23 protein-coding genes are annotated in these 25,458 nt (G+C 72.9%); 10 read left to right on the forward strand and 13 right to left on the reverse strand.

The features are described from left to right. Nucleotides 1–21: 21 nt before the first annotated feature. From DV20_RS37500 to DV20_RS37510, 3 genes are read left to right on the forward strand one after another with little or no spacing between them, the layout of a single operon-like run. Complete coding sequence (locus tag DV20_RS37500) at nt 22–861, forward strand: ABC transporter ATP-binding protein (protein WP_084093864.1); 840 nt, start codon at nt 22–24, stop codon at nt 859–861. 51 nt (nt 862–912) lie between these two features. Continuing rightward, on the forward strand, nt 913–1,890 hold the full coding sequence (locus DV20_RS37505; RefSeq protein ID WP_043788171.1) for an ABC transporter substrate-binding protein: 978 nt from the start codon (nt 913–915) through the stop codon (nt 1,888–1,890). A 2-nt stretch (nt 1,891–1,892) separates the two neighbouring features. Next, the gene (locus DV20_RS37510) at nt 1,893–3,986 is read left to right on the forward strand and encodes an iron ABC transporter permease (RefSeq protein WP_167344421.1); all 2,094 of its coding nucleotides are present in this window, start codon (nt 1,893–1,895) and stop codon (nt 3,984–3,986) included. A gap of 35 nt (nt 3,987–4,021) precedes the next feature. On the opposite strand, the gene DV20_RS37515 is transcribed toward DV20_RS37510, so the two are convergent. Beyond that, a complete protein-coding gene (locus tag DV20_RS37515; RefSeq protein ID WP_043788172.1) occupies nt 4,022–4,510 on the reverse strand; it encodes a MarR family winged helix-turn-helix transcriptional regulator in 489 nt (162 codons plus the stop codon). 65 nt (nt 4,511–4,575) lie between these two features. Between DV20_RS37515 and DV20_RS37520 the strand changes: the two genes are divergently transcribed. The 4 genes from DV20_RS37520 (at nt 4,576) to DV20_RS37535 (ending at nt 8,676) form a co-directional block, all read left to right on the forward strand. Then, nucleotides 4,576–4,998, forward strand: coding sequence for a DUF6069 family protein (locus DV20_RS37520; RefSeq protein ID WP_043788174.1), 423 nt, complete (start codon nt 4,576–4,578; stop codon nt 4,996–4,998). A gap of 206 nt (nt 4,999–5,204) precedes the next feature. Next, nucleotides 5,205–6,728, forward strand: coding sequence for a S1 family peptidase (locus DV20_RS45255; RefSeq protein WP_051736294.1), 1,524 nt, complete (start codon nt 5,205–5,207; stop codon nt 6,726–6,728). 201 nt (nt 6,729–6,929) lie between these two features. Continuing rightward, nucleotides 6,930–7,544 (forward strand): TetR/AcrR family transcriptional regulator, encoded by a 615-nt coding sequence (locus DV20_RS37530; RefSeq protein ID WP_043788176.1) that lies wholly within the window; start codon nt 6,930–6,932, stop codon nt 7,542–7,544. Nucleotides 7,545–7,584: 40 nt separating this feature from the next. Continuing rightward, entirely contained in the window at nt 7,585–8,676 is a 1,092-nt protein-coding gene (locus tag DV20_RS37535) for a winged helix DNA-binding domain-containing protein (RefSeq protein ID WP_043788177.1), read from the forward strand. Between the two features lie 24 nt (nt 8,677–8,700). On the opposite strand, the gene DV20_RS37540 is transcribed toward DV20_RS37535, so the two are convergent. After that, nucleotides 8,701–9,660 (reverse strand): helix-turn-helix transcriptional regulator, encoded by a 960-nt coding sequence (locus tag DV20_RS37540; RefSeq protein WP_043788179.1) that lies wholly within the window; start codon nt 9,658–9,660, stop codon nt 8,701–8,703. A gap of 111 nt (nt 9,661–9,771) precedes the next feature. Here DV20_RS37540 and DV20_RS37545 point away from each other — a divergent pair, with 111 nt between their 5' ends. Then, nucleotides 9,772–10,230 (forward strand): nucleoside deaminase, encoded by a 459-nt coding sequence (locus tag DV20_RS37545; protein WP_043788180.1) that lies wholly within the window; start codon nt 9,772–9,774, stop codon nt 10,228–10,230. Between the two features lie 62 nt (nt 10,231–10,292). Continuing rightward, entirely contained in the window at nt 10,293–11,255 is a 963-nt protein-coding gene (locus DV20_RS37550; protein WP_043788181.1) for an isopenicillin N synthase family dioxygenase, read from the forward strand. A 3-nt stretch (nt 11,256–11,258) separates the two neighbouring features. Here DV20_RS37550 and DV20_RS46865 read toward each other — a convergent pair whose 3' ends face one another. Further along, nucleotides 11,259–11,747, reverse strand: a complete 489-nt coding sequence (locus DV20_RS46865) for a hypothetical protein (RefSeq protein WP_235191112.1) — start codon at nt 11,745–11,747, stop codon at nt 11,259–11,261. Between the two features lie 97 nt (nt 11,748–11,844). Continuing rightward, nucleotides 11,845–13,131: a GGDEF domain-containing protein gene (locus DV20_RS37560; RefSeq protein WP_043788182.1), complete on the reverse strand. Its 1,287-nt coding sequence runs from the start codon at nt 13,129–13,131 to the stop codon at nt 11,845–11,847. Between the two features lie 219 nt (nt 13,132–13,350). On the opposite strand from DV20_RS37560, the gene DV20_RS37565 reads away from it, so the two are divergent. Continuing rightward, entirely contained in the window at nt 13,351–14,310 is a 960-nt protein-coding gene (locus DV20_RS37565) for a chitinase (RefSeq protein WP_200876580.1), read from the forward strand. Nucleotides 14,311–14,380: 70 nt separating this feature from the next. Here DV20_RS37565 and DV20_RS37570 read toward each other — a convergent pair whose 3' ends face one another. The 9 genes from DV20_RS37570 to DV20_RS37610 form a co-directional block, all read right to left on the reverse strand. Next, nucleotides 14,381–14,857: a hypothetical protein gene (locus DV20_RS37570; protein WP_043788187.1), complete on the reverse strand. Its 477-nt coding sequence runs from the start codon at nt 14,855–14,857 to the stop codon at nt 14,381–14,383. A 156-nt stretch (nt 14,858–15,013) separates the two neighbouring features. Beyond that, nucleotides 15,014–16,795 carry a murein biosynthesis integral membrane protein MurJ gene (murJ, locus tag DV20_RS37575; RefSeq protein WP_235191113.1) on the reverse strand — a complete coding sequence of 594 codons (1,782 nt, stop codon included), beginning with the start codon at nt 16,793–16,795 and terminating at the stop codon, nt 15,014–15,016. 75 nt (nt 16,796–16,870) lie between these two features. Then, on the reverse strand, nt 16,871–17,128 hold the full coding sequence (locus tag DV20_RS37580) for a hypothetical protein (RefSeq protein ID WP_043788191.1): 258 nt from the start codon (nt 17,126–17,128) through the stop codon (nt 16,871–16,873). Nucleotides 17,129–17,267: 139 nt separating this feature from the next. Continuing rightward, nucleotides 17,268–17,864 (reverse strand): TetR/AcrR family transcriptional regulator, encoded by a 597-nt coding sequence (locus tag DV20_RS37585; RefSeq protein WP_043788192.1) that lies wholly within the window; start codon nt 17,862–17,864, stop codon nt 17,268–17,270. Nucleotides 17,865–17,871: 7 nt separating this feature from the next. Beyond that, nucleotides 17,872–19,038 (reverse strand): acyl-CoA dehydrogenase family protein, encoded by a 1,167-nt coding sequence (locus DV20_RS37590; protein ID WP_084093866.1) that lies wholly within the window; start codon nt 19,036–19,038, stop codon nt 17,872–17,874. Next, complete coding sequence (locus DV20_RS37595; protein ID WP_043788193.1) at nt 19,035–21,011, reverse strand: acetyl/propionyl/methylcrotonyl-CoA carboxylase subunit alpha; 1,977 nt, start codon at nt 21,009–21,011, stop codon at nt 19,035–19,037. Before DV20_RS37595 ends, DV20_RS37590 begins: the two co-directional genes overlap by 4 nt. Before the next feature lie 7 nt (nt 21,012–21,018). Beyond that, on the reverse strand, nt 21,019–22,617 hold the full coding sequence (locus DV20_RS37600) for an acyl-CoA carboxylase subunit beta (RefSeq protein ID WP_200876581.1): 1,599 nt from the start codon (nt 22,615–22,617) through the stop codon (nt 21,019–21,021). Next, nucleotides 22,614–23,762: an acyl-CoA dehydrogenase family protein gene (locus tag DV20_RS37605; RefSeq protein WP_043788196.1), complete on the reverse strand. Its 1,149-nt coding sequence runs from the start codon at nt 23,760–23,762 to the stop codon at nt 22,614–22,616. The genes DV20_RS37600 and DV20_RS37605 overlap by 4 nt, the downstream gene beginning before the upstream one ends. Next, nucleotides 23,759–25,453 (reverse strand): acyclic terpene utilization AtuA family protein, encoded by a 1,695-nt coding sequence (locus DV20_RS37610; protein ID WP_043788330.1) that lies wholly within the window; start codon nt 25,451–25,453, stop codon nt 23,759–23,761. Before DV20_RS37610 ends, DV20_RS37605 begins: the two co-directional genes overlap by 4 nt. Nucleotides 25,454–25,458 lie beyond the last annotated feature (5 nt).

A 25,458-nucleotide genomic window follows, 5' to 3' on the forward strand; every position in this document is an offset into this window, starting at 1 on the left:
GGCTGACCTTATTGTCCTCCCGTGTCCCTTGATCCTTCCCGTGCCGGTACCGGCGTGCACGCCCGGGCGATCGACGTCGCTTACGGCAGCGACGTCGTCGTGCGTGCCGCGTCGCTTTCCCTGCACGCGGGCACCGTCACCGCGCTGATCGGGCCGAACGGCAGCGGGAAGTCGACGCTGCTGCGGGCCCTCGCTCGGCTGCACCCGCCGGTCGCCGGGTCGGTCGCCTTCGCCGACGGTGCCGACCTGCGTGCCCTGTCCGGGAAGGACATCGCCAAGCGGATCACCCTGCTCTCGCAGCACCGGACCGCGCCGGGCGGGGTGAGCGTGCGGGAGCTGGTCGAGTTCGGCAGGCACCCGCACCGGTCGCGGTGGGGCGGCCGCGACCCCGAAGGGCCCGCCGCCGTCGAGCGGGCGATGGCGCTGACCGGGCTGTCCGCCCTCGCCGACCGGCCCGTGCAGGCCCTGTCCGGCGGACAGGCGCAGCGGGTGTGGCTCGCCGCCTGCCTGGCGCAGGACACCGCGCTGCTGCTGCTCGACGAACCCACGACCTTCCTCGACCTGCGGTACCAGGTCGAGATCCTCGACGTCGTCCGCGATCTCGCCGACCGGCACGGCGTCGGCGTCGGCGTGGTGCTGCACGACCTCGACCAGGCCGCCGCGGTCGCCGACCGGGTGCTGCTGCTCGAAGGCGGCCGGGTCACCGCCGAGGGCGCCCCCGCCGACGTGCTGACGCCGGAACACCTCAGCCGGGCCTACGGCATCCGCGTGGACGTCGTGACCGACCCGGCCGACGGCCGGATCCACACCCGCGCGGTGGGCCGCTTCAACGACACCGCCGCGCGGACCGCGCCGGTCTGACCGGAACCCCGTCACCGGCCGAAGTCTCTGCAAGAAACGCTAGGGAGAACCATGCGCATCACCCGGACGTTCCTCGGCTTGGCCGCGGCCGCCACGTTCTTCGTGGCCGGCTGCGGCACCACCGAGGCGCCCACGGACAACGCCGCCGCCACCGCCGCCACCGGCCCGGTCACGGTCGTCGACTCGCGCGGCAAGGAGGTGAAGCTGCCCGGCCCGGCCAAGCGCGTCGCGGCCACCGAGTGGAACGCCGTCGAGCACCTCGTGTCGCTCGGCGTCATGCCGGTCGGCGTGTCGGACATCAAGGGCTACGGGCAGTGGGTCAGCGCCGAAAAGCTCGACGGCACCCCGAAGGACATCGGCACCCGCGGCGAGCCGAGCCTCGACACGCTCGGCTCGCTGGGACCGGACCTCGTGGTCGTCACCGACAGCGTGACCGAAGGGGCGCTCGAGCAGATCGAGGCGAAGGTGCCGGTGATCGTCCTCAAGGGCGGCAACGCCAAGGACCCGATCGCCGGGATGTACGCCAACCTGGACACCATCGCGAAGGCCACCGGCACCGAAGCCAAGGCGGCGCGGCTGAAGTCCGAGTTCGAGCAGAAGCTCACCGCGGGCCGGGCCGAGGTGGAGAAGCTGGGAGCCCTCGGCCGGCAGGTCGCCTTCTCCGACGCCTACGTCACCTCCGGCTCGGTCAGCATCCGGCCCTACACCAAGGGCGCGCTCGTGTCCGCGGTGTTCGGCAAGCTCGGCCTCGAGACCGCCTGGCCGATGGAGGGCGACGCGGTCTACGGCCTCGCGCAGGCCGACGTCGAAGGCCTCACGAAGCTGCCCGACGTGCGGTTCTGGTACATCGCCAACAACGCCGACGGCGACCCCTACCAGCAGCAGCTGGCCGGCAACGCGATCTGGACGAACCTCCCGTTCGTCAAGAGCGGCAAGGTGCACCGCTTCCCGGACTCCCTCTGGATGTTCGGCGGGCCGAGGTCCATGGCGCAGTTCGTCGACGCGGCCGTCGCCGCCCTGAAGCACTAGCGGTGGCCACCCTGACCGAGCCCCGGCCGCCCGTGGTCGCCGTCCGGCGGCGCGGGCGGCTCGCACTGCTCGGCGGCGGCCTCGCCGCCCTGCTCCTGCTGGGTTCGGCCGTGCACCTGACACAGGGCACCGCGGACCTGGGCGCGCTGGACGTGCTGCGGCTGGTGTCCGGCGCCGGGACCGGCGACACGGCCGCCGTCGTCGTCGAGTCGCGGCTGCCGCGCCTGCTCGCGGCCTTGGTCGTCGGGGGTGCCCTCGGCGTGGCCGGCGCGGTGCTGCAGTCGGTGTCCCGCAACAGTTTGGCGTCGCCGGACACACTGGCCGTCAACGCCGGGGCGCACCTGGCGGTGGTCGCCGTCGCCGCGTTCGGCGTCTCGCTGCCCCTGCTCGGCGCGACCGGGATCGCCTTCGCGGGTGGGCTCGCCGCGGCCGTGTTCGTGCTCGCGCTGGCCGGTACCGGGGGCACCGGGATCTTGCGGCTGGTGCTGGCGGGCACCGCGATCGCGCTGGCCCTGATCTCGGTGACCCAGGTCCTGTTGCTGCTGTACGCCCAGGAAACCCGCGGCCTCTTCGCCTGGGGCGAAGGATCGCTGGACCAGAACGGGCTCGGCGGTGTCCGCACGCTCGGCCCCGTCGCCGGCGTCGCGCTGGCCGTGCTGCTCGGCATGGCCCGGCGGCTCGACCTGATCCACGTCGGCGACGACCACGCCAGGACCCTGGGCGTCCACATCGGACGGACGCGGTTCGCCGCGGTCGGGCTGGCGGTGCTGCTGGCCGCGACGGCGGTGACGCTGGCCGGGCCGATCGGGTTCGTCGGCCTCGCCGCGCCGGCCGTGGCGCGGCTGCTCGCGTCCGTGGTGCCGGGCCTGCACCGGCACGCCGCGCTCATCCCGTGCTCGGCGGCGCTGGGCGCGGTTCTGCTGCTGGGCGCCGATGTCCTGCTGCGCGCGATCATCGGCCCGCAGCGCGCCCTGGAGGTGCCGACGGGCGTCGTGACGACGATCCTCGGCGCGCTCTTCCTCGTGGTGCTGGCCCGGACCGCCCGGATCACCACCGCGACCGCCGCACCGCCGTCGGCCGGCGCGCGCGGCGGGGTGAGCGCGACCCGGTACCGGGTGACCCTCGGCGCGCTGGCGGTCGCCGTGGTCGCCGTCGCCGTGGGAGCGGTCCTGCTCGGGGACGCGAAACTGCTGCTGGGCGACGTCGTGAACTGGGTGAGCGGCCAGGCGGGCCCGATCGTCACCGGCGTGCTGGACACCCGCGTCCCCCGCGTGGCGGCCGCGCTGCTGGCGGGCGCGGCACTGGCGCTGGGCGGCGCGCTCACCCAGGCGGTCGCCCGCAATCCCCTGGCCGAGCCGGGGATGATCGGCGTCGTCGGCGGTGCGGGCCTCGGCGCGGTCGCGGTGATCACCACGGTGTCCGGGGTCGGGTTCTGGACCTTGACCGGGTCCGCGGGCCTGGGTGCCGCCGTGGCGATGGCCGTGGTCTTCGCCGCGGCCGCCCGGGGCGGCTTCACCAGCGAACGCCTGGTGCTGATCGGTTTCGGTGTGCACGCGGCGGCCCAGGCGCTGGTGACGCTGCTGATCACGCTGTCCGATCCGTGGAACGAGACGAAGGCGCTGACCTGGCTGGGCGGCTCGACCTACGGCCGCACCTTCCCGCACCTGGTGCCGATGGTGCTGGCGCTGCTGCTGGTGGCGCCGGTGCTGTTCCGCATGCGCCGCGAGCTCGACCTGCTTTCGCTCGACGACGAGACCCCGCGCGTCCTGGGTGTGCCCGTGGCCCGCACCCGGTTGCTGCTGCTGTCGTGCGCGGTCCTGCTGACCGGCGCGGCGGTCGCGGGCATCGGGGTGCTGACGTTCGTCGGGCTGGTCGCCCCGCACGCGGCCCGCGCGATCGTGGGCAGCCGGCACGCCCGCCTGCTGCCCGCCGCGGCGCTGCTGGGCGCAATCCTGGTCGGCATGGCCGACACCGCCGGCCGCACGCTCATCGCCCCCGGCCAGCTCCCGGCCGGCCTGATGACCGCGATCATCGGCGCGCCCTACTTCGTGTGGCTGCTGTACCGGCACCGCTCGAAGGCCGCACGGGGACGCTGACGACGCGCCTTCACCTCAGTGCCCGGCCGGCGCCCCTACTCGGGTTTCAGGATCTCCGTGGGCAGACCGAGGGCCTCGACGATCCGCTCCACGGCCCGGCCGACCCGCACGAAGTCCTCGCCCAGCGGGTCCGTCACCAGCCGGCGGACCGTCGTGACGTGCGCGGGTGCCGCGGCCGCCAGGTGGGCGCGGCCGGCCTCGGTCAACGTCGCGGTCGTGAACCGGCGGCCCTGGCCGGTGCACACCTCGCGCGTCACCCAGCCACGGTCTTCCAGGCGGGCCACCGCGTGCGAGATCCGCGGCAGCGATCCGTTGGCCATCTCCGCGATCTCGCTCATGCGCAGGCTTTCCCCCGGTACCGCCGACAGCCGGGCCAGGATCAGGTAGCCCAGCAACGTCAGGTCGGCGTCCCGCAGCAGCTGGCTCTCCAGCGCGCCCGGCAGCGTGAGCAGGACCTTCGCCAGGTTGATCCACGCCCGCAGTTCGTCTTCGCCGAGCCAGCGGACCGGCTCCTCCTCGCTCACGGCCTTGACTTTAACACGCAACCCAACCTACCGTTTGGGTTGCGTGTTAAACCCAAGGAGGAGCGATGACCCCCACCCCCAAACCGACCGCGGCCACGGTCGTCCGCCTCGGCTTCGCCCTCTTGGCGGCGGCCGCGGCGAACACCGCCATCGCGCTCGGGGCGCTGGCGCTCGACGACGGCGGCATCGCCATGGGCCTGTCCCCCGCGTCCTACCTGCCCGCCACCGCGGCCGGCCTGCTGCTGGGCACCGTCGGCTGGTTCGTGCTCGCCCGCACGGCCCCGAAGGCCCTGCGCGTGGTCGTCCCCGCGGTCCTCGTCCTCACCTGGGTCCCGGACCTGCTGCTGTTCACGGCGGGCGCCACGGCGGCCAACGTCGTCGGCCTGATGCTCATGCACCTGGTGGTCACGACGGCGGTCGTCCTCGCCCTCCGCCCGGCCCCGTCCCCGGCCGAAGACGGCGCCCGGCCGCTCCGGACGGCCGACTAGGGCGACCGCGGCACCCTCGCCCGCCACCAGCCCGAGGACCCGGGCCCTTTCCGTCCACTTCGGACCGAGCGCGGGCCGCCGGCTCACCCCGGCGAAGTCCGGGCGCCGCGGCTCCCCCGCGAGACCAACGTCACAGCGATCCCCCGGCTTCACCCGCCAAGATGGTCATGCCGGTCGAAACCGGCATGGGGATTCAAGGGGGATCAATGCGTTATCTCAGACCTGCGCTCCTCGCCGGCGCGGTAGTCCTCGGCACGCTCACCGCGGCGGCGCCGGCCCAAGCCGTCTCCGGGGGCGCGCCCGCGGCCGACGGCGCCTACGCCTTCACCGCGAAGCTGATCACGAGCAGCCGCGCGTGCAGCGGGGTGCTCGTCGCCCCGAACTGGGTGCTCACCGCGGCGAGCTGCTTTCCCGGTACGACGGACGGCGGTGCGCCCGCGACAGCCACCACGGCGATCGTCGGCCGCACCGATCTGCGCGGCACCGCCGGGCACGAAACCACGGTGTCGGCGGTCTTCCCGCGCGGCGACCGCGATCTCGCGCTCGCGAAACTCGCCCACGCCGTGACCGACGTCGCTCCGGTGACGCTGGGCGGCACCGCTCCGGCCGCCGGCGAGAAGCTGCGCGTCGCGGGTTACGGGCGCACCGGAACCGAGTGGGTGCCCGACAAACTGCACACCGGGGCCTTCACGGTGACGTCCGCGACGGCCACCACGGCCGCGCTCACCGGCGACGGCGGGATCGACACCTGCAAGGGCGACGCCGGTGGCCCGGCGTTGCGCGAGAGCGGCGGCCGGCTCGAGCTGGCCGGCATCAGCAGTGCGTCGTGGCAGCACGGCTGCCTCGGCGAAGCGGGAACCCGGCAGGGCACCACCGCCGTCCGCACCGACGACGTGGCGGGCTGGGTCGAGCAGCTCACCCTCGTCACCGACGTGGCACTGACCGGTGGCCGGATCACGCGGCTGCAGAACGGCTCCGCGTACCTGCTGAACGCCGTCGGCGACAGCTCCTGGTCGCTGCAGTGGGACGCCCGCTTCGGCGCCGTGACGAAGCTGCGCGCCGACGGTCCCCGCATCGGCGTCCTGCTGGCCAACGGCGATCTGTGGGTCAAGGACGATGCCGTGCCGGGCCTCGGCTGGGTCCGCGAATCCGACGCCGTCACCGACTTCGCCCTGTCCGGCACCCGGATCGCCGCCGTGCGGGAGGGATCGGCGTACCTGAAGGAAGGCGATCTCCAGGGCGGCTGGACGACGCAGTGGGACGCCGGGTTCGGCGCGGTGGCGGCGGTCGGCATCGGCGGCGCGCGCGTCGGCGTGCTCACCGCCGATGCGCACCTGCGCCTGAAGGACGACGTCGCCCACCCCGGCTGGACCGACCAGGCGGACCGCGTCACGGCGTTCGACCTGTCCGGAGACCGGATCGCCGTGCTGCGGGACGGATTCGCGCAGCTCAAGCAGGGCGACCTCTTCGGCGGGTGGAGCACCCAGTGGGACCCGCGGTTCGGCGCCGTGACCAAGCTCGACATCGACGGCGCGCGCATCGGCGTCCTGCTGGCGGACGGCGTCGTCCAGGTGAAGGACGACAGCGCGGCGAACACCGGCTGGTTCGCCGAGTCCGACCGGACCACGGCCTTCGGGCTGGCCGGCGGCCGGGTCGCCGTCGTCCGCGACGGGCGCCTCTCGGTCAAGGACGGTGACCTGCAGGGCCCCTGGACCGAACTGGGCCAGTAGCCGCGGCCCCCGGTGACGGTGGTGGCGCGGACCGCACTTCCCCTGCGGCCGCGCCACCACCGGAACCGACTCTACCCCACCATCGAACTTCTGTTCGACCGGGGCCCCGGTTCTCTCGGCGGATCCCCGCACAAAGCGCCCGCTTACAATGGGCACGACCGGCTTCCGTCACGGGCGCCGGGCGAGCGGGAGGAACACCGGATGTCGATGTCACTGTCGGCCGAACTCTGGCCGGACGTGCAGCCGGAGACCGCCCGGCGGCTCATGCTGGCCGGGGTCGAAGCCTTCGCCCAGCGCGGCTACCACGCCACCACCACGCGGGACATCGCCGGCGCCGCCGGGATGTCGCCCGCCGCGCTCTACGTGCACTTCCCCTCCAAGGCCGCGCTGCTGTTCGCGATCAGCCGCTACGGCCACGAACAGACCCTCGCGCTGGTCGAGAACGTCGTCGCCAAGGAGTCCGATCCGGTCGAACGGATCCGGCTGATCGTCGAGGACTTCGTGGCCTGGCACGCGCGGCGCCACACCGTCGCGCGGGTCGTCCAGTACGAGCTGCAGGCGCTGCCCGAGCAGGAGTTCGAGGTGGTCGCCGCGCTGCGGCGCCGGATCGAGCGAATCGTGCGCGAGGTCATCGCCGAGGGCGCCGAAGCCGGCGTGTTCACGGTGTCCGACCCGCACGTCGCCGCCCGGGCCGTGCTTTCACTGGGCGTCGACGTCGCCCGGTGGTACAGCGAGCGCGCCCGCCAGACGCCGGCCGCGCTGGGCAAGGAGTACGGCGGGCTCGTGCTGCGCATGCTCGGCGTGTCCGGGCAGTAGCGGACGAATCCTGACCGCTTTCTCCGGCACGGTGGGCCCCATGCCCCACGTCCTCGGCCCGCGGGCCCTCAACCGCGCCACCCTCGCCCGGCAGCTGCTGCTCGAGCGCGCCGACCTGCCCGTCCTCGACGCCGTCGCCCACCTCGGCGGCCTGCAGGCGCAGGAGCCGCAGGAACCGTTCACCGGGCTGTGGTCCCGGCTGCGCGGGTTCGATCCGGCCGCGCTGGACACGCTGCTGACCGGACGGCGCGTCGTGCGGACCCACCTCATGCGCCGCACCGTCCACCTGCTCGCCGCCGACGACGTCCTGGCGTGGCGGAGCCGGTTCGACACCATGCTGCGGCAGCGGGTCGCCGGCACCTACCGCCGCGAGCTCGAGGGCGTCGACTTCGCCGAGCTGGCCGCGGCGGGCCGGGCGGTGCTGGCCGACGGCGAACCCCGCTCGATGGGCGAGCTCGCGCGGGCCGTCGCCGGCCGGTGGCCCGCCCCGGGCCCGCGCCCGCTCGGCGAGCTGCTGATCGCCGCGCTGATCCCGTCGGTGCAGCTGCCGCCGCGCGGGCTGTGGCGCACCAAGGCCGGCGTGCGGAACCTCCCCCTGGCCGCGTGGCTCGGCCGCGACGCCGACCCGCTCGACCCGGACGACGGCGTCGGCCGGGCGCTGGTCCGGCGCTACCTGGCGGCGTTCGGCCCGGCGGCCACGGCCGACCTGCGCGCGTGGTCCGGGCTGGCCGGGTTGCCCGCCGCGGTGAAGGCGGTCCGCGAGGAGCTGGTGGTCTTCCGCGACGAGCGGGGACGCGAGCTGCTCGACCTGCCCGGCGCGCCCCGGCCCGGCCCGGACACGCCGGCACCGGTGCGGTTCCTGCCGGCGTTCGACAACGCGATCCTCGGCTACGACGACCGGTCCCGCATCATCGACGACGCCCACCGCGGGCTGTCGGTGGCGGGCGAGCGGGTCGTCCTGGTCGACGGCCGCGTTGCGGCGACGTGGACGGTGGCCGCGGAAACGGTGGTGGTGCGGCCGCTGCGGCGGTTCACCGGGGCGGAACGCGGGGAGGTCGTGGCCGAGGGAAGCGCCTTGGCCGCCTTCCTGAGCGACGGCGGCAGCGACCGGGCGCGGGTGGCCGCGGACTGACGGCGAGCTGCCGCCCCGGGGACGCTACTGGCCCACCGCCCGGGCGAACCGCTCCGCCACCTCCCGCAGCCGCTCCACCAGTCCCGGCGGCGCCTCCTCGACCACGAAGTCGTACCCCATCTGCGCCAGGTGGTACGGCGCCGCGTCCAGGTGGGCCGCCCCGGTCCGCACCCGGCAGCTGCTTTCGTCGATCTCCTCGACCGTCCCCGCCGTCGGCGGGATGCGCCGGGCCAGCGCGGCGGCCGGAGCGGCCACCCGCAGGACCAGCCGGTGCGGGTACACCTCCGTCGAAAGCTGGCGGGAGACGTACTCCGCGAGGTCCGCCGCCGGGGGTTCGCGCGGGGTGAAGCGGAAGCCCGTCACCGGCGTCCCGTCGATCCGGTCCACCCGGAAGGTGCGCCAGTCCGCGCGGTCGAGGTCGAAGGCGACCAGGTACCAGCGCCGCCCCGTGTGGACCAGCCGCAGCGGCTCGACCGACCGCTGCGTCGCGGCACCGGACCGGTCGCCGTAGCCGAAGCGCAGCCGCTCGTGGTCGCGGCAGGCCGCCGCGATCGCCGTCAGCACCGAGGCGTCCACCGTCGGGCCGGCTCCCGGCAGGGACACCGTCGCCGCCTGCAGCGCACCCACCCGCGGCCGCAGCCGGGCGGGCAGCACCTGCTCCAGTTTCGCCAGCGCGCGCACCGACGTCTCCTCGATGCCGCTGACCGTCCCGCTCGCCGCCGTGCGCAGGCCGACCGCGACCGCGACGGCCTCGTCGTCGTCCAGCAGCAGCGGCGGCAGCGCCGCGCCCGCGCCCAGCCGGTAGCCGCCCGCCACCCCGGGCGTCGCGTGCACCGGGTAGCCGAGGGAGCGCAGCCGCTCGACGTCGCGCCGGATCGTGCGGACGTCGACCTCGAGGCGGGCGGCGAGGTCGGCACCCGGCCAGTCCCGGCGCGCCTGCAGCAGCGAGAGCAGCCTGAGCAACCGTTCCGAAGTGCCGTACATGGCACGCAGTGTGCCAGACATCGCGGACAGCACCTGTCCGCGATCCGCCGGAAGGGGCCGTCCCGCCGCCGAACACTTGCCAGACACCGCCCCGGCCGGAAAGAGTGGCGCATGCCGATCGATCCGCACACCCTGCTCGCCGTCGCCCGCGAAGAAGCCGAGCGGGGCAAGGCCGAAGGCGGCGTGCCGATCGGGGCCGCGCTGTTCGACTCCGCGGGCACCCTGCTGGGCCGCGGGCACAACCGGCGCGTGCAGGACGGCGACCCGTCGATGCACGCCGAGACCGCGGCCTTCCGCAACGCCGGCCGGCGCCCGCACTACCGCGACACGATCATGGTCACGACGCTCTCGCCGTGCTGGTACTGCTCCGGGCTCGTCCGTCAGTTCGGTATCGGGCACGTCGTCATCGGTGAGGCCGAGACGTTCCACGGCGGTCACGACTGGCTCGCCGGGCTCGGGGTGGAGATCACCCTGCTCGACGATCCCGGCTGCACCGCGCTGATGACGGAGTTCATCGCCGCGCGCCCGGACCTGTGGTTCGAGGACATCGGCGTCGAGAAGTCCGATTAGGACAGCAGGACAACCCACGGCTTCCCCGAAGCCGGGCACGACCGTTCGTCACAGGAGCCGGTATGCCGTCATCCGTTCCGCTCGTGGACCTTTCGCCGTGGTTCGCGGGCACGTCCGAGGGCCGGGCCGAAGTCGCGGGCCGGATCGACCGCGCGCTGCGCGCGTCCGGTTTCCTGCTGGTCACCGGGCACGGCGTCCCGGACGACCTGCGCCACCGGACGCGCGAGCTGGCGCGGGAGTTCTTCGCGCTGCCCGAGGACGTCAAGCAGCGCTACGCGGTCACGGTCGGCGGCCGCGGCTGGCTGCCGCCGGGCGTCGAGGCCAACGGCTACGCCGAGGGCACCGAGACCCCGCCGGACCTCAAGGAGTCCTATTCGGCGGGCGCGGACACCCGGACCGGTGTCGCCGAGGTCGACGGGTTCTGGTTCCAGCCCAACGTCTGGCCGCACGAGGTGCCCGGCCTCGGCGAGGTGGCCACGGAGTACATGCGCCGGATGCGGGCGCTGTCGGACCACCTGCTGGAGATCTTCGCCGCCGCGCTCGGCCTCGCCCAGAGCCACTTCACCCGGCACACCGGGCACCCGACGTACACGTTCAACATCAACTGGTACCCGCCGATGACCCGCGTCGGCCCGCCGGCGCCGGACCAGTTCCGGATCGGCCCGCACACCGACTTCGGCACGGTCACGGTGCTCGACCGCCAGGCCGGCGTCGGCGGCCTGCAGGTCTGCACGGCCGACGGCGAATGGGTGGACGCGCCGTTCCACCCGGAGGCGTTCACGGTGAACATCGGCGACCTGATGGCCCGCTGGACGGGCGACCGCTGGCGCTCGACCCGCCACCGGGTGCTGCCGCCCGCGGCGACGGCGCCGGACGAGGACCTCGTGTCGCTGATCTTCTTCTACGAGACCGATCACGACGCGCGGATCACGTCACTGGCGCCGCCGCTGGGGAGCCGGACCTACCCGGAGGTGATCGCGTCGCAGTACCTCAAGGAGAAACTGGCCGCGATCACGATGAGCTGACGATCAATCGCAGATCCGCGCGGCGACCGCGGCCGGGACGTCTTCGCACAACTGTCCCGTACCCCCGTTCCGCATCACCCATTTCCCGTTCTGGTTGGCGAACAGCATGCGACCGCCGTCGAGTTCGTTGGTGAAATGGGCGAACGCCCAGGACCCCTCGCACTTGATGCGCTGCAGCCCCCTGCTGTCGACGACCAGCGCGGCGGACGCCTTTTCGTTCGCCTTGAACGCGGCTTCCAGCGTGGCCTTGGTGGCCGAGGCGCAGGCGCTCGCCGGTGTGCTCGCCTTGGCCGGCACCGGCTCCGCCACCTGCACGGGAGCGGGCGCCTTGGTGGCCGTCGTCGCCGTCACGGTCGGCGCCGCCGGCGCCGGCGCGGCCCCTTGGGCGCTCGGCGGATTCTGCTCGCCACCGCAGGCCGAAAGGGCGAACGCCAGCGCCACGACGATTCCGGTGCCGGCTCCGGCCCGCGCGAAATGAACCTTGGAATACATTTGTTTCCCCCTGCGTCATCGACGGCCCCTCACCGTCTTCACAACCACCAAGACGCCCCGGGGAATTGCCGGTTGCACGCCCTTCCTAACGGGAAGGTCACGACTCCGGCTGGGCGCACACCGTCCGGTTCCGGCCCGCCGCCTTCGCGCGCAGCAACGCCTGCTCCGCCGCCAGCAGCGCGTCGTCGAGGAGCCCGGCCGAGCAGCCCGCCACGCCGATCGACACGGTCACCCCGACGAACTGGGGGCCGTCGCCCGAAGGCTTCAGCGCCACCAGCGTCGAGGCGATCCGCAGCCGGATGCGCTCGGCGATCGCCATCGCGTCGAAGGGGCCGGTGCCGGGCAGCAGCACCGCGAACTCCTCGCCGCCGGTGCGGCCCACCAGATCGGCGGACCGCACTTCGTCGCGCAGGGCGCCCGCGACCGCGCGCAGGACGGCGTCGCCGACGCGGCCGCCGTAGCGGTCGTTGAGCAGGCGGAAGTGGTCGAGGTCGAGCAGCAGCACGGCCGGGCCGGGACCGTGCGCGCCGAGGCGGTCCAGCCGGGCCTCGGCGGCGCCGCGCCAGGACGCGGCGGTCAGCACGCCGGTGCCCGGATCGAGGGTGACGTGGTCGCGGCGGCCTGCCCCCAGTCCGCCGCGGTGCAGCACGACGGTGGCGCCGGCCAGCACCGGGACCAGCAGCGGCGCGGCGACGGCGGCCCAGGCCAGCGGGAGGCCGAACGCCGTCATCGCGGCGTCGAAGGCGTGTCCCGGCGCGGCTTCGCGCGGGCGGCGGGGCCCGTCGGCGCCGGTCACGAGGGCGGCGTTGACGGCGAGGAACACCAGCCCGGCGGCGGTGAGCAGGAGCACGGTCCGGCTGTCGAGGACCGCGCCGAGCGGCCGGGCGGCGGTCGCGGTGAGGAAGGCACCGGCGGCGAGCCCGGCCAGCGCCGTCGCCGCGGCGCCGAACACCTGCCGGTGGACGGGCTTTCTGCGGACCCGGAACCACTGGTGCGCCGCGGAGAGCACGACCAGCGCGACGGCGAGTGCGGGCCGGAGCACGAGCACCCCGGCGAAGATCCACGGGGTGTCGACCCCGGGCCCCAGGAGGGTTTCCTCCCGGTGGCGCTCGACCGGCCGCGCGAGCTCCGCCGACACCAGCATCCCGGCCGCGAGCAGCGCGAACGGCACCAGCATCGCGGCGAGCGGCGGGAACCGGAGGGCGGCGAGCACGACGGCGGCGACGGCGAGGACGTCGACCCCGACGAGGTACCAGACCTGGCCGCGGCGCGGCAGCCGCCACAACGCCCACTGCCGCAGGGCCCAGCACCGCAGGACGAGGGCGGGCAGGAACCGGCCCGGGCGGCGTCCTCCGCCGGCGGCGACCGTGGAATCCCCCACCATTTCGGCAAACTAGCCGGAATGCGGGCCCGTGTCACTCCGCCTTCAGGGGAATTTCACATCGGCGGCCCGCGGCGGCACCGTGGGTCATTTTCCGACCGGTGGAGGGTTGACACACAACATTGGTCTAGTCCACTGTGTGATGGCACACAGCACTCCTCCCGGGTTGATCCCGCCGCCTCAAACCGGAGGTGCTCCACCTGCGCGTTTCGGAGGACCCCCATGAAATCAGTGCGCCGTCTCCTCACTCTCGCGGCCGCGGCTTCGGCCGCGCTGGCGACGACGGTCGGGCTCGCCCCGCAGGCCATGGCCGCGGTCGACCCCGTGCTCGCGTCCCCGTACCTGTACCAGTGGGGCGGGCAGACCAGCCCGACCGCCGCGATGTCCGCGACGGGCGTGAAAGCGTTTACGCTCGCCTTCGTCCTGTCCGACGGGACCTGCAACCCCAAGTGGGACGGCAGCCGGTCGCTGACCGGCTCCGACAAGACGATGATCCAGAACATCCGCAACGCGGGCGGGGACGTGATCCCCTCCTTCGGCGGCTGGTCCGGCACGAAGCTGGGCTCGAAGTGCACATCGGCCTCCGCGCTCGCCGGTGCCTACCAGAAGGTGATCGACGCCTACGGGCTCAAGGCGATCGACCTCGACATCGAGAACACCGACGAGTTCCAGAACAACACGGTGCAGGACCGCATCCTCAACGCGGTCAAGCTGACCAAGCAGAAGAACCCGGACCTCAAGGTCGTCATCACCATCGGCACCACCACGACCGGCCCCGACTCCTGGGGCAAGCGCCTGATCAACCAGGCCAAGGCGATCGGCGCGGGGGTCGACGTCTGGTCGGTCATGCCGTTCGACTTCTCCGACGGCGGTGACATGGCCGCCCTGACGAAGTCGGCGGTCGACGGGCTGAAGAACCAGCTCAAGTCCACGTTCGGCTGGAGCGACGACACCGCCTACCGGCACAGCGGCCTCTCCTCGATGAACGGCAAGACCGACAACGCGGGCGAGACGGTCACCGTCGCGAACTTCACCTCCATCCGCGGCTACGCGGCCAGCCATCACCTGGCCCGCTTCACGTTCTGGGCCACCAACCGCGACTGCAGCGGTGGCGGCGAGTGCAGCGGCATCACCCAGGACAAGTACGCGTTCACCAAGATCGTCGCCGGCTACACCGGCTGACCCGGACCCGTAGTGGGGCCGTCGGGGGTCCTCTCACCGGCATCGGGGCCGGTGAGGGGGCCTTCGCGGGTCAGCGCCCCCAGCCACCGCAGTAGTACGGGTTGCACGGGTAGTGGCTCCACCGCGGGTCTCCTGTGGACGGCGGCGGCGTGGACGGCGACGGCAGCGTGACGGTCACCGTCGGCGTCGGCGTCGGCGTCCGGCGCGCGTGCATCACCACCGGCGACGGCGTGGTGGTCTCGGTCGGCACGGCCAAGGCGGTCGACGCCGGGACGGCCGTGGCCGGCTGCAGCTGCGGGAACTGTGTGGAACCCGGCACCGGCTCCGGTCGCGACGCGAGCACGAGCACCAGCCCGCCCAGCGCCACGAGCACCGCCGACACCAGCGCCACCCGCGCCGCCCCACCGGGCCCGGCCGCGGGCTCGGTTCCCCGGCGCGCCGCCAGCTCGGCCGCCCGCGAGCCCGGTTCGCGCGGCCGCGCGCCGGTCTGCCTGAGCAGCTCGTCGACCGTGACCCGGTCCCGTCGCCTGCGCGCACTGCGCGTCATGCACGACCTCCACCCGATACCGCCGCCGCCGCGCTCGCCCGCGACGGCCTGATCGGGGTGGATAGTAGGAAACCCTTGCGCCAGTTGTAAACGCGCTGATCGCCGCGGTCCCGTTATCGTTTCGAGACAACCGGATCGCGTTCCCGGCCGTAGCCGTCAACGAGCGGCGATCCGCCGCCGCAACCCCGCCACCCGCCGGGTCACCGGGGTGAACTCCGGCAGCTTCAGCAACGCCAGCAACCCGAACGGCACGGCCATCCCGAGCAGCCCCTGCACCGGCAGCTTCACCCACGCCGCGGGGATCACGCCGAGCGACGCGGGCACCGCGTGCCCGGCGAGCACCGCGGCCACCACGCCCAGCCCGCTCACCGACAGCGTGATCAGCCCGACCCGCAGCGACCGCTTGCTGCGCAGGTGGCCGAGCCGGACCCACAGCCAGACCTGGCCGAGGACGGCCCCGACCACGAACCCCGCGCCGTTGACGAGCATGACGCCGTAGACGACGTGCTCGCCGTCGAGCAGTCCGCGGCAGAGCAGCAGCAGCGGGATCTTCACCGCCGTCATCACCAGCATGATCAGCGTGGGCGTGCGAGCGTCCTTCATCGCGTAGAACACCCGCAGCTGCAGCATGACCAGCGCGAACGGCAGCAACCCGACGGCGGAGACGGCCAGCGTCTGGCCGAGCCGCTCGGCGTCGTCGAGGGTGCCGCGGCCCCAGGTGAAGATGGCGATGCCGATCGGCGTGCCGACCACCGCCAGCACCGCCGAGATGGGCACGAACAGCACCGTGGACATGCGTGAGGCGAGCGAGAGGTCGCCGACGAGCGACACCGTGTCGCCGTCCGCGGCGGCGCGGCTCATCCGCGGCATCAGCGCGGTCAGCAGCGAAACGCCGAGGATGCCGTAGGGCAGCTGGAAGAGCAGGGACGCGTAGCTGTAGGCCGTCACGCCGCCGCTGTTGCCGCCGGTCAGCACCCGGGTGGTGATGACGAACCCGACGTGGCTGACCACGACGTAGCCGAGGATCCACGCGGCCAGCCCGCCGAACTCCTTGATCCGCGGGTCGAAGCCCCAGCGCCAGCGGAACCGGAACCCGGTGCGCAGCAACGCCGGGATGAGCACGACCGCCTGCGCGACGATGCCCAGGGTGGTGCCGAGGCCGAGCACGAGGAGCTTGGGGTCGCTCATCCGGACCGGGTCGAGGGTCAGTTCCCCCGGCACGACGGCGAACACGACGAGCGTGCCGGTGACGACGACGTTGTTCAGCACCGGCGCCCAGGCCGGCGGGCCGAAGACGTTCTGCGCGTTGAGGATGGCCGAGAGCAGCGCGAACAGGCCGTAGAAGAGGATCTGCGGCAGCAGCAGGTACGCCAGCGCGGTGGTCAGCGCCGGGTTCGCCGTCGGAGACGATTTGTCGACGTAGAGCGCGGTGAACAGCGGGGCGATGGCCACCGCGACGGCCGTGCCGACGGCGAGCAGCACCAGCGCCATCGTGATCAGCCGCTGGGTGTAGGCGCGGCCGCCGTCGGCGTCGTCGTGCGAGCGGACCAGCAGCGGCACCACGACGCTGGCCAGGACACCGCCGAAGAGCAGTTCGAAGACGATGTTGGGCAGGGTGTTCGCGACGGTGAAGGAGTCGTTGACGACCCCGGCCCCGGCCACGGCGGCGAGCAGCAGTTTCGCGACGAACCCGGTGACGCGGCTGACGGCGGAGGCGACCGCCATCCGGCCGCTGGAGCGGGCCAGCGACGAGCCGGCGCCTTCGCCGCGGCCGGCGCTGACCGGCGAAGCGGGCGGCCGCGCGACGATCTGACCGGCGAACTCGTCGTAGGGCCGCCGGGAGACGTCCGGGTCACGGGTCGGCCAGTGCGGGCCCCGCAGCTCGCTCGGGAGGAAGACCGTCGCCTCGTCGTCCACCGGTGGTGGGTGCTCCGCCATGGGAACAAGCCTGCCAGGTCAGGGGCATCGAGGGGAGACCGAACACTTGTTCGGCACCACGACCCTGCGTGACGCTCAGGCGGCGGCGGTGATCTCCAGCGCGGCCTGCCCGGCCTCGGTCAGCTCGGCGGCCACCCGCCCGGTAGCGCCTTCGACGGCGGGCCGCAGGTAGCCACCGTGGGCGAGGGCGTGCGCGGTGCTCTGATCGCAGCAGGCGAATCCGTCGACGAAGAGGTCGGGCTCGCAGCTGCACGACATCTGCGCACGCCCCTCGGCCACCGCCTTCAGCATCGCCATCGCGCGGTGGGTGAGCTCGACTCGGGAACCGGACACCGGACTGCCTTCCTCTTTCTTCGCCGCTACAACGGGTTATTCGCCCGTTGGGCCGATTGTGTTACTTACGGCACTATGACGTTCGAGGTGCGGGTGAGGTTCCGTGCTGTTTCCGGGATGCCGTTCCGGCTCCGCTCGCTCAGCTCAGCCGCAGCTCCAGCGTGCGGGCCCACTCCCGCACGATCTGGCGACGCCGTCGCGTGTCGTCCGTCAGGAGGTTCGCCAGGCCCAGGCCGCGCGCCAGGTCGAGGGTGGCCTGGACCAGCTCGCGCACCCCCGGGCGGGACTCGTCCACCTCCAGGAGCTCCACCGTGACCCGGTGCGCCTCGCGCCCGACGCGGGCCTCCAAGGGCACCAGCACCGCCCGCAAGGCCTCGTCGGTCGCCGCTACCGACCACAGCTGCAGGGCCGCGCGGAACAGCGGGCCCGTGTACAGGTTCAGCACCATCTCCACGACGCGCTCGATGCGGGACGCTCCGCTCGGGAGGTCTGCGGCCTGGGCGCGCAGCTCGTCGATCTGGGCCTCGCCGAGCAGGTCGACCGCCGCCACCACCAGGTCCTCCCGGGCCGGGAAGTGGTGCTGCGCCGCGCCGCGGGAGACGCCCGCGCGCTCGGCGATCCCGGCCACCGTCACGCCGTGCCAGCCGCGCTCGCCGAAGCTGTCGAGCGCGGCCTCGACCAGGCGCCGCCGCGTGGTGCGGCTGCGCTCCTGCTGGGGTTCGCGGATGCCGGTCAAAACTCTCCTAATAGGACTTCGGGAGGCCGAGGCTGTGCTGGCCGACGAAGTTGAGCACCATCTCGCGGCTGACCGGGGCGATCCGGCCCAGCCGCACCGCCGTGACCAGCGTGCCGAGGCCGTATTCGGTGGCCAGGCCGTTGCCGCCGTGGGTCTGCACGGCCTGGTCGGTGGCGCGGATCGCGACCTCGGCGGCCGCGTACTTCGCCATGTTGGCCGACTCCCCCGCGGCGAAGTCGTCGCCGGAGTCGTAGAGCGACGCCGCCTTCTGCGTCATCAGCTTCGCGAGTTCGAGCTCGATCTTGATCTCGGCGAGCGGGTGCGCCAGGCCCTGGTGGGTGCCGATCGGCGCACCCCAGACCCGCCGCTCGTTCGCGTAGCCGACGGCCTTGGCGAGTGCGTACCGGGCGATGCCGAGCGAGAACGACGCCCCCATGATGCGTTCGGGGTTCAGGCCGGCGAACAGCTGCGCGATCGCCGCGTCCTCCTCGCCGACCAGCGCTTCGGCCGGCAGGTGGACGTCGTCGAGGAACAGCGAGAACTGGTTCTCCGGCGCCACGATGTCCATCGGGATCTTCGTGTACTCGAAGCCCGGGGTGCCGGTCGGCAGGATGAACAGCGCGGGCTTGAGCCGCCCGGTCTTCGCGTCCTCGGTGCGGCCCACGACGAGCACGGCGTCGGCCTCGTCCACCCCGGAGATGTAGACCTTCCGTCCGTTGAGGACCCAGCCGTCCGCGTCCCGCCGCGCGGTGGTCGTGATCTTGTGCGAGTTCGACCCCGCGTCCGGTTCGGTGATCGCGAAGACCATCCGCTTGGTGCCGTCGGCGATCCCGGGCAGCCACTGCTTCTTCTGCTCTTCGGTGCCGAACCGGGAGATCACGGTGCCGCAGATGGCCGGCGAGACGACCATGAGCAGCAGCGGCGAGCCCGCGGCGGCGAGCTCCTCGAGCACCGCGGCGAGGTCGGCGATGCCCGCGCCCCCGCCGCCGTACTCCTCGGGGATGTTGACGCCGAGGTAGCCCAGCCGCCCGGCCTCGTCCCACAGCTCGTGGGTCTTCTCGTCCGCGCGGGCCTTGCGCGCGTAGTACTCGTGGCCGTACTTGGCGCCCAGCTCGGCGACGGCCTTGCGGAGCGCGATCCGCTCTTCCGGCTCGACGAAGTTCATCGCGTTCATTCCGCTTCTCCCACCACAGTGTCCGATCGCGCGTCTCCGACGACGGCGAGGATCGTGCCCACTTCGACCTGCTGCCCCACCGTCACCGGCAGGTCCGCGACCACGCCGTCGGCGGGGGCGGCGATCCGGTGTTCCATCTTCATCGCTTCCAGCCACAGCAGCGGGTCGCCCGCCTTGACCGGGTCCCCGGCCTGGACGGCGAGCCGCACGACGGTGCCCGGCATCGGCGCGACCAGCGACCCCGCGGCGAGCGCGGCGTCCGGATCGGCGAACCGCGGCTCGGCCTTCAGCGCCACCGACCCGAGTGCGGAGTCCACGAAGGACACATCGCCGTGCCGGGCGACCTCGAAAGCCCGCCGCACTCCTCCGACGTCCAGCACGACCCGCCCCGGCTCGGCCGACACCAGCTCGGCATCGAAGCCGTCCGCGCGGAGACCGTCCCGGGTCAGCGCGTAGACGACCTCGTACTCGCGGTCCGCGACCGTGAAGACCTTGCGCTGCCCGGCCGAGCGGACGTTGCGCCAGCCACTCGGCAGCCTGCGCTGCGTGGTCGCCGACGCCCGGTTGGCCGCCGCGCCCGCCAGGGCCGCGGCCAGTGCGGACAGCCGTTCGGTGTCCTCGGTGGCCAGTGGCGCGGCGAGGGTGGCGAGGCCGTGGCGGTCGAAGAACGCCGTGTCGGTCTCCCCGGCCAGGAAGGCGTCGTGCCGCAAGATGTTCACCAGCAGGTCGCGGTTGGTGACGACGCCGTGGATCTTCGCCGCCGCCAGTGCCTTGGCGAGCCGGCGGGCGGCTCCGGCGCGAGTGGGTGCCCAGGTGATCACCTTGGCGAGCATCGGGTCGTAGTGGACGCCCACCACCGATCCGGTCTCGAACCCGGAGTCGAGCCGCAGCCCCGGCCCGTGGGTGAACGTCCGGTCCACATCGGGCACCTCGAAGGTGCCCAGCGTGCCGCTCTGCGGCTGCCAGCCGGCGGCCGGGTCTTCGGCGTAGAGCCGGACCTCGATCGAGTGGCCCACCGTGGGCGGCGGGTCGGCGGGGAGCCGCTCGCCCTCGGCGATCCGCAGCTGCAGCGCGACCAGGTCCAGGCCCGTGACGTTCTCGGTGACCGGGTGCTCGACCTGCAGCCGGGTGTTCATCTCGAGGAAGTAGAACCGGCCGTCCGGCCCGGCGAGGAACTCGACCGTGCCCGCGCCGACGTAGTCGATCGCCTTGGCGGCCTTGCGCGCGGCCTCGAACAGCTCCTCGCGCATCGCGGCGTCGACGAACGGCGACGGCGCCTCTTCGACGACCTTCTGGTGACGGCGCTGGATCGAGCACTCCCGCTCCCCCACCGCCCACACCGTGCCGTGGGTGTCGGCGAGCACCTGGACCTCGATGTGGCGGCCGGTCTCCAGGTACCGCTCGCAGAAGACGGTCGGGTCGCCGAACGCGGACCCGGCTTCGGCACTGGCGCCCTCCACCGCCTCGGCCAGCTCGCCGAGCGAGCGGACCACGCGCATCCCGCGTCCGCCCCCGCCCGCGGAGGCCTTGACCAGCAGCGGGAGGTCCGCCTCGGTGACCCGGCCGGGGTCCAGTTCGGACAGCACCGGGACGCCGGCGGCGGCCATCAGCCGCTTGGACTCCACTTTGGAGCCCATGGTCTCGATCGCTTCCGGCGGCGGGCCCACCCAGGTGAGCCCGGCGTCGAGCACGGCCCGGGCGAAGGCGGCGTTCTCGGACAGGAAACCGTAGCCGGGGTGCACCGCGTCGGCGCCGCTGTCGGCCGCGGCTTTCACCAGCAACTCGGCCCGCAGGTACGTCTCCGAAGGCGCGTTGCCGGGCAGGCGGACGGCCGCATCGGCTTCGCGAACGTGCGGCGCGGCGGCATCGGCGTCGGAGAACACCGCGACCGTGCCGATCCCGGCGTCGCGGCAGGTGCGGAAGACGCGGCGGGCGATCTCGCCGCGGTTGGCGACCAGCAGGTTCTGGATCATCGCTCGCTCACATCCGGAAGACGCCGAAGCCCTCGGCGCCCTTCACTGGTCCATTGTGGATCGCGGACAGGCTCAGGCCCAGCACGGTGCGGGTGTCGCGCGGGTCGATGATGCCGTCGTCGTAGAGCATGCCGGAGAGGAACATCGGCATGGACTCGGCTTCGATCTGACCCTCGACCATGGCCCGCATGGCCTTGTCGTGCTCCTCGTTGTACTCCTGGCCACGGCTTTCGGCGGCCGCGCGGGCCACGATGGACAGCACCCCGGCCAGCTGCGCCGGGCCCATCACCGCGGACTTCGCGCTCGGCCACGCGAACAGGAACCGGGGGTCGTAGGCGCGGCCGCACATCCCGTAGTGCCCGGCGCCGTAGGACGCCCCCATGAGGACGGACAGGTGCGGCACCTTCGAGTTCGACACGGCGTTGATCATCATCGCGCCGTGCTTGATGATGCCGCTCTGCTCGTACTCCTTGCCGACCATGTAGCCGGTCGTGTTGTGCAGGAAGACCAGCGGCGTGTGGATCTGGTTGGCCAGCTGGATGAACTGCGCCGCCTTCTGGGACTCCTCGCCGAACAGCACGCCCTGGGCGTTGGCGAGGATGCCGACCGGGTAGCCGTGGATGCTCGCCCAGCCGGTGACCAGCGACGAGCCGTAGAGCGGCTTGAACTCGTCGAAGTCGGAGCCGTCGACGACCCGGGCGATGACCTCGCGGGGGTCGAACGGCACCTTGAGGTCGGCCGGCACGATGCCGAGCAGGTCCTCGGCGTCGTACAGCGGCTCGGCGTAGTCCGGCTTGGGCGACGGGCCCTGCTTGGTCCAGTTGAGCCGCTTGACGATGTTCCGGCCCAGCCGGATCGCGTCGGCCTCGTCGACGGCCAGGTAGTCGGCCAGGCCCGAGGTGCGGGCGTGCATCTCGGCGCCGCCGAGCGACTCGTCGTCGGACTCCTCGCCGGTGGCCATCTTGACCAGCGGCGGCCCGCCGAGGAAGACCTTCGCGCGTTCCTTGACCATCACGACGTAGTCCGACATGCCCGGCAGGTACGCCCCGCCCGCCGTGGAGTTGCCGAAGACCAGCGCGATCGTCGGGCAGCCGGCGGCGGAGGCCCGCGTGAGGTCGCGGAAGATCCGGCCGCCGGGGATGAAGATCTCCTTCTGCGTCGGCAGGTCCGCGCCACCGGATTCGACGAGGTTGATCGACGGCAGCCGGTTCTGCGCGGCGATGTCCGCGGCCCGGAAGCTCTTCTTCGTCGTCCAGGGGTTGCTCGCGCCGCCCTTGACCGTCGGGTCGCTGGCCGAGATCAGGCACTCGACGCCTTCGACGACGCCGATCCCGGTCACCAGGCTGGCGCCGACGCGGTAGTCGGTGCCCCAGGCGGCCAGCGGCGACAGCTCGAGGAACGGCGAGTCCTCGTCGAGCAGCAGCTCGATCCGTTCGCGGGCGAGCAGCTTGCCGCGCTTGCGGTGCCGTTCGACGTACTTTTCGCCGCCGCCGGCCACGGCCTTGGCGTGTTCGGCGTCGATCTCGGCGAGCTTCTCCAGCATCGCCTCGCGGTTCGCGCCGAACCCGGCGGCCCGCGTGTCCACAGTGGACCTCAGAGCAGTCACGAGGTGTATCCCAATCGCTTCGCGGCCAGGCCGGTGAGGATCTCGGTGGTGCCGCCGCCGATGCCGAGGATCCGGACGTCGCGGTAGTGCCGCTCCACTTCGGACTCGCGCATGTAGCCGAGCCCGCCGTGCAGCTGGACGGCCTCGTTGACCACCCATTCGGCGGCTTCGACGGCGGTGTTCTTGGCGAAACAGGCTTCGGCGATGACCTCCTCGCCCGAGACGTGCCGGATCGCGGCCTGCCGGGTGTAGGTCCGGGCGACGTCGATCTTCCGCGCCATTTCGGTGAGCTTGTGCTGCACGACCTGCCGGGAGATGAGGGGGCGGCCGAACGTCTCGCGCAGCCGGCACCAGTCCAGCGTCAGGTCGAGCGCCCGCTGGGCGTGCGCGTACGCCTGCACGGCCAGCGAAAGCCGTTCGGTGACGAACTGGGTGGCCACCTGCGCGAACCCGCTGTTCTCGGCGCCCACCAGGTTCTCCACCGGCACCCGCACGTCCACGTAGGACAGCTCGGCGGTGTCGGAGCAGAGCCAGCCCATCTTTTCGAGCTTGCGGCTCACCGTGAATCCCGGCGTCCCGCGTTCGACGACGATCAGCGAGAGGCCGTGCGCGCCGTCGCCGCCGGTGCGCACGACCGTCGTGACGAAGTCCGCGCGGCAACCGGAGGTGATGAACGTCTTGGCGCCGTTGACGACGTATTCGTCGCCCTCGCGGACGGCCGTGGTGCGGATCCCGGCGACGTCGGAGCCGCCGTCCGGCTCGGTGACGGCGAGGGAGCCGATCTTGGCCCCTTCCAGCGTGGGCCGCACCCAGCGTTCGATCTGCACCGGGTCGCCCGCCTCGGCGATGTGCGGGACGGCGATGCCGCAGGTGAACAGCGACGCGAAGAGCCCGCCGGAGCCGCCCGCGTAGTGCATCTCCTCGGCGACGACCAGTGCGTCGAGGTAGTTGCCGTCCCCGCCGCCGATCTCCTCGGGGAACGCCACCCCGAGGAGGCCGAGGTCACCGGCCTTCCGGTGCAGCTCGCGCGGCAGCTCGCCGTCGCGTTCCCAGTCGTCGAGGTGCGGCAGGACCTCCAGCTCGACGAACTTCCGCACGGTCTGGCGCAGTTCGGCCCGTTCGGGCGTCCGGAACGGATCCGTCACAGGAGCACCTCGGGGATGTCGATCTCGCGGGAGCGGAGCCATTCGCCGAGGGCCTTGGCCTGCGGGTCGAACCGCGCCTGCGACGCGACGCCCTCGCCGAGGATGCCTTCGACGACGAAGTTCACCGCCCGCAGGTTGGGCAGCAGGTGGCGGGTCACCGGCAGGTCCGCGGTCTCGGGCAGCAGCCGCCGGAACTCGGCGACGGTCAGCCGGTGCACCAGCCACCGCCAGGCTTCTTCCGAACGCACCCAGACGCCGACGTTGGCGTTGCCGCCCTTGTCGCCGCTGCGGGCGCCGGCGATCGCGCCCAGTGGCGCCCGCCGGACCGGCCCGTGGCCGAGGGGCTCGGGCAGCGCGGGTTCGTCCACTTCGGACAAGTCAAGGGTGGACACCGAAGGCGCTATGTCGACCCGCATCCCGTCCGGCAGCACGGCGACGTGCGGCACCTCGCGGGCGTCCACGTAGGCCGCGGTGTAGACGCCGTAGGGCGAGGCGTCCGACGGCGGCGCCGTGACGTGGAACCCGGGGTAGCTCGCCAGCGCGAGTTCGACGGCCGCCCCGGTGAACGCGCGTCCGGCGACCTTCGGATCGGCGTCCTTGACCGCCACGTGCAGCAGCGCGCTGGCCGTCTGCTCGGTGTCGGCGTCGGCGTGGTCGGTGCGGGCGAGGGTCCACCGGACGTCGGCGGGCGGCCGATCCTTCAGCGACGCTTCGAGCTGTTCCCGCACCAGCGCGGCCTTCGCCTCGATGTCGAGTCCGGTGAGGACGAACGTCGTCTCGTTCCGGAAGCCCCCGAGGGTGTTCAGGGCGACCTTCAGCGTCGGCGGCGGCGCCTCCCCGCGGACACCGGAGATGCGGACGCGATCGGGTCCCTCTTCGGTCAGCGTCAGCGTGTCCAACCGCGTGGTGACGTCCGGCCCGGCGTACCGCGCGCCGGTGATTTCGTACAGCAGCTGCGCGGTGACCGTGCCGGCGTTCACCACACCCCCGGTGCCCGGGTGCTTGGTGATGACGCTGGAGCCGTCGGCCTCGATCTCGGCGATCGGGAACCCGGGCACGCCCAGGGAGTGCTCGGTGAAGAAGGCGTAGTTGCCCCCGGTGGCCTGGGCACCGCACTCGATGACGTGCCCCGCGACGACCGCGCCGGCCAAGGCGTCGAAGTCGTCCCGAGCCCAGCCGTAGTGCGCCGCGGCCGGGCCGGCGATGACGGAGGCGTCGGTGACCCGGCCGGTGACGACGACGTCGGCACCGGCGTTCAGGCACTCGGCGATGCCCCAGGCGCCGAGGTAGGCGTTGGCGGTCAACGGTTTCCCGAGACCCAGCTCGCCGGCGCGGGCCACCAGGTCGTCGCCCTCGACGTGCGCGACCTTGACGTCGAGACCGAGCTCGGCCGCCAGTTCGCGGAGCGCGTCCGCCAGCCCGGCCGGGTTGAGGCCGCCCGCGTTGGTGACGATCTTGACGCCCTTTTCCCGCGCCAGCCCGAGGTTTTCCTCCATCTGGCGGAGGAAGGTCCTGGCGTAACCGCGGCTCGCGTCCTTCATCCGGTCGCGGCCGAGGATGAGCATGGTCAGCTCGGCCAGGTAGTCCCCGGTCAGGACGTCCAGCGGCCCGCCGGTGAGCATCTCGCGCACGGCGGAGAAGCGGTCGCCGTAGAAGCCGGAGGCGTTGCCGATGCGGTAGGGCCGTGTCACGGCCG

This window comes from Amycolatopsis rifamycinica (assembly GCF_000695625.1).
Taxonomy (GTDB): domain Bacteria; phylum Actinomycetota; class Actinomycetes; order Mycobacteriales; family Pseudonocardiaceae; genus Amycolatopsis; species Amycolatopsis rifamycinica.

Coding starts and splice junctions, on each gene's coding strand:
- DV20_RS37505 (WP_043788171.1), top strand. CDS start 913: ATGCGCATCACCCGGACGTTCCTCGGCTTGGCCGCGGCCGCCACGTTC.
- DV20_RS37520 (WP_043788174.1), top strand. CDS start 4,576: ATGACCCCCACCCCCAAACCGACCGCGGCCACGGTCGTCCGCCTCGGC.
- DV20_RS45255 (WP_051736294.1), top strand. CDS start 5,205: ATGCGTTATCTCAGACCTGCGCTCCTCGCCGGCGCGGTAGTCCTCGGC.
- DV20_RS37530 (WP_043788176.1), top strand. CDS start 6,930: ATGTCGATGTCACTGTCGGCCGAACTCTGGCCGGACGTGCAGCCGGAG.
- DV20_RS37535 (WP_043788177.1), top strand. CDS start 7,585: ATGCCCCACGTCCTCGGCCCGCGGGCCCTCAACCGCGCCACCCTCGCC.
- DV20_RS37540 (WP_043788179.1), bottom strand. CDS start 9,660: ATGTACGGCACTTCGGAACGGTTGCTCAGGCTGCTCTCGCTGCTGCAG.
- DV20_RS37545 (WP_043788180.1), top strand. CDS start 9,772: ATGCCGATCGATCCGCACACCCTGCTCGCCGTCGCCCGCGAAGAAGCC.
- DV20_RS37550 (WP_043788181.1), top strand. CDS start 10,293: ATGCCGTCATCCGTTCCGCTCGTGGACCTTTCGCCGTGGTTCGCGGGC.
- DV20_RS46865 (WP_235191112.1), bottom strand. CDS start 11,747: ATGTATTCCAAGGTTCATTTCGCGCGGGCCGGAGCCGGCACCGGAATC.
- DV20_RS37560 (WP_043788182.1), bottom strand. CDS start 13,131: ATGGTGGGGGATTCCACGGTCGCCGCCGGCGGAGGACGCCGCCCGGGC.
- DV20_RS37565 (WP_200876580.1), top strand. CDS start 13,351: ATGAAATCAGTGCGCCGTCTCCTCACTCTCGCGGCCGCGGCTTCGGCC.
- DV20_RS37570 (WP_043788187.1), bottom strand. CDS start 14,857: ATGACGCGCAGTGCGCGCAGGCGACGGGACCGGGTCACGGTCGACGAG.
- murJ (WP_235191113.1), bottom strand. CDS start 16,795: ATGGCGGAGCACCCACCACCGGTGGACGACGAGGCGACGGTCTTCCTC.
- DV20_RS37590 (WP_084093866.1), bottom strand. CDS start 19,038: ATGAACGCGATGAACTTCGTCGAGCCGGAAGAGCGGATCGCGCTCCGC.
- DV20_RS37595 (WP_043788193.1), bottom strand. CDS start 21,011: ATGATCCAGAACCTGCTGGTCGCCAACCGCGGCGAGATCGCCCGCCGC.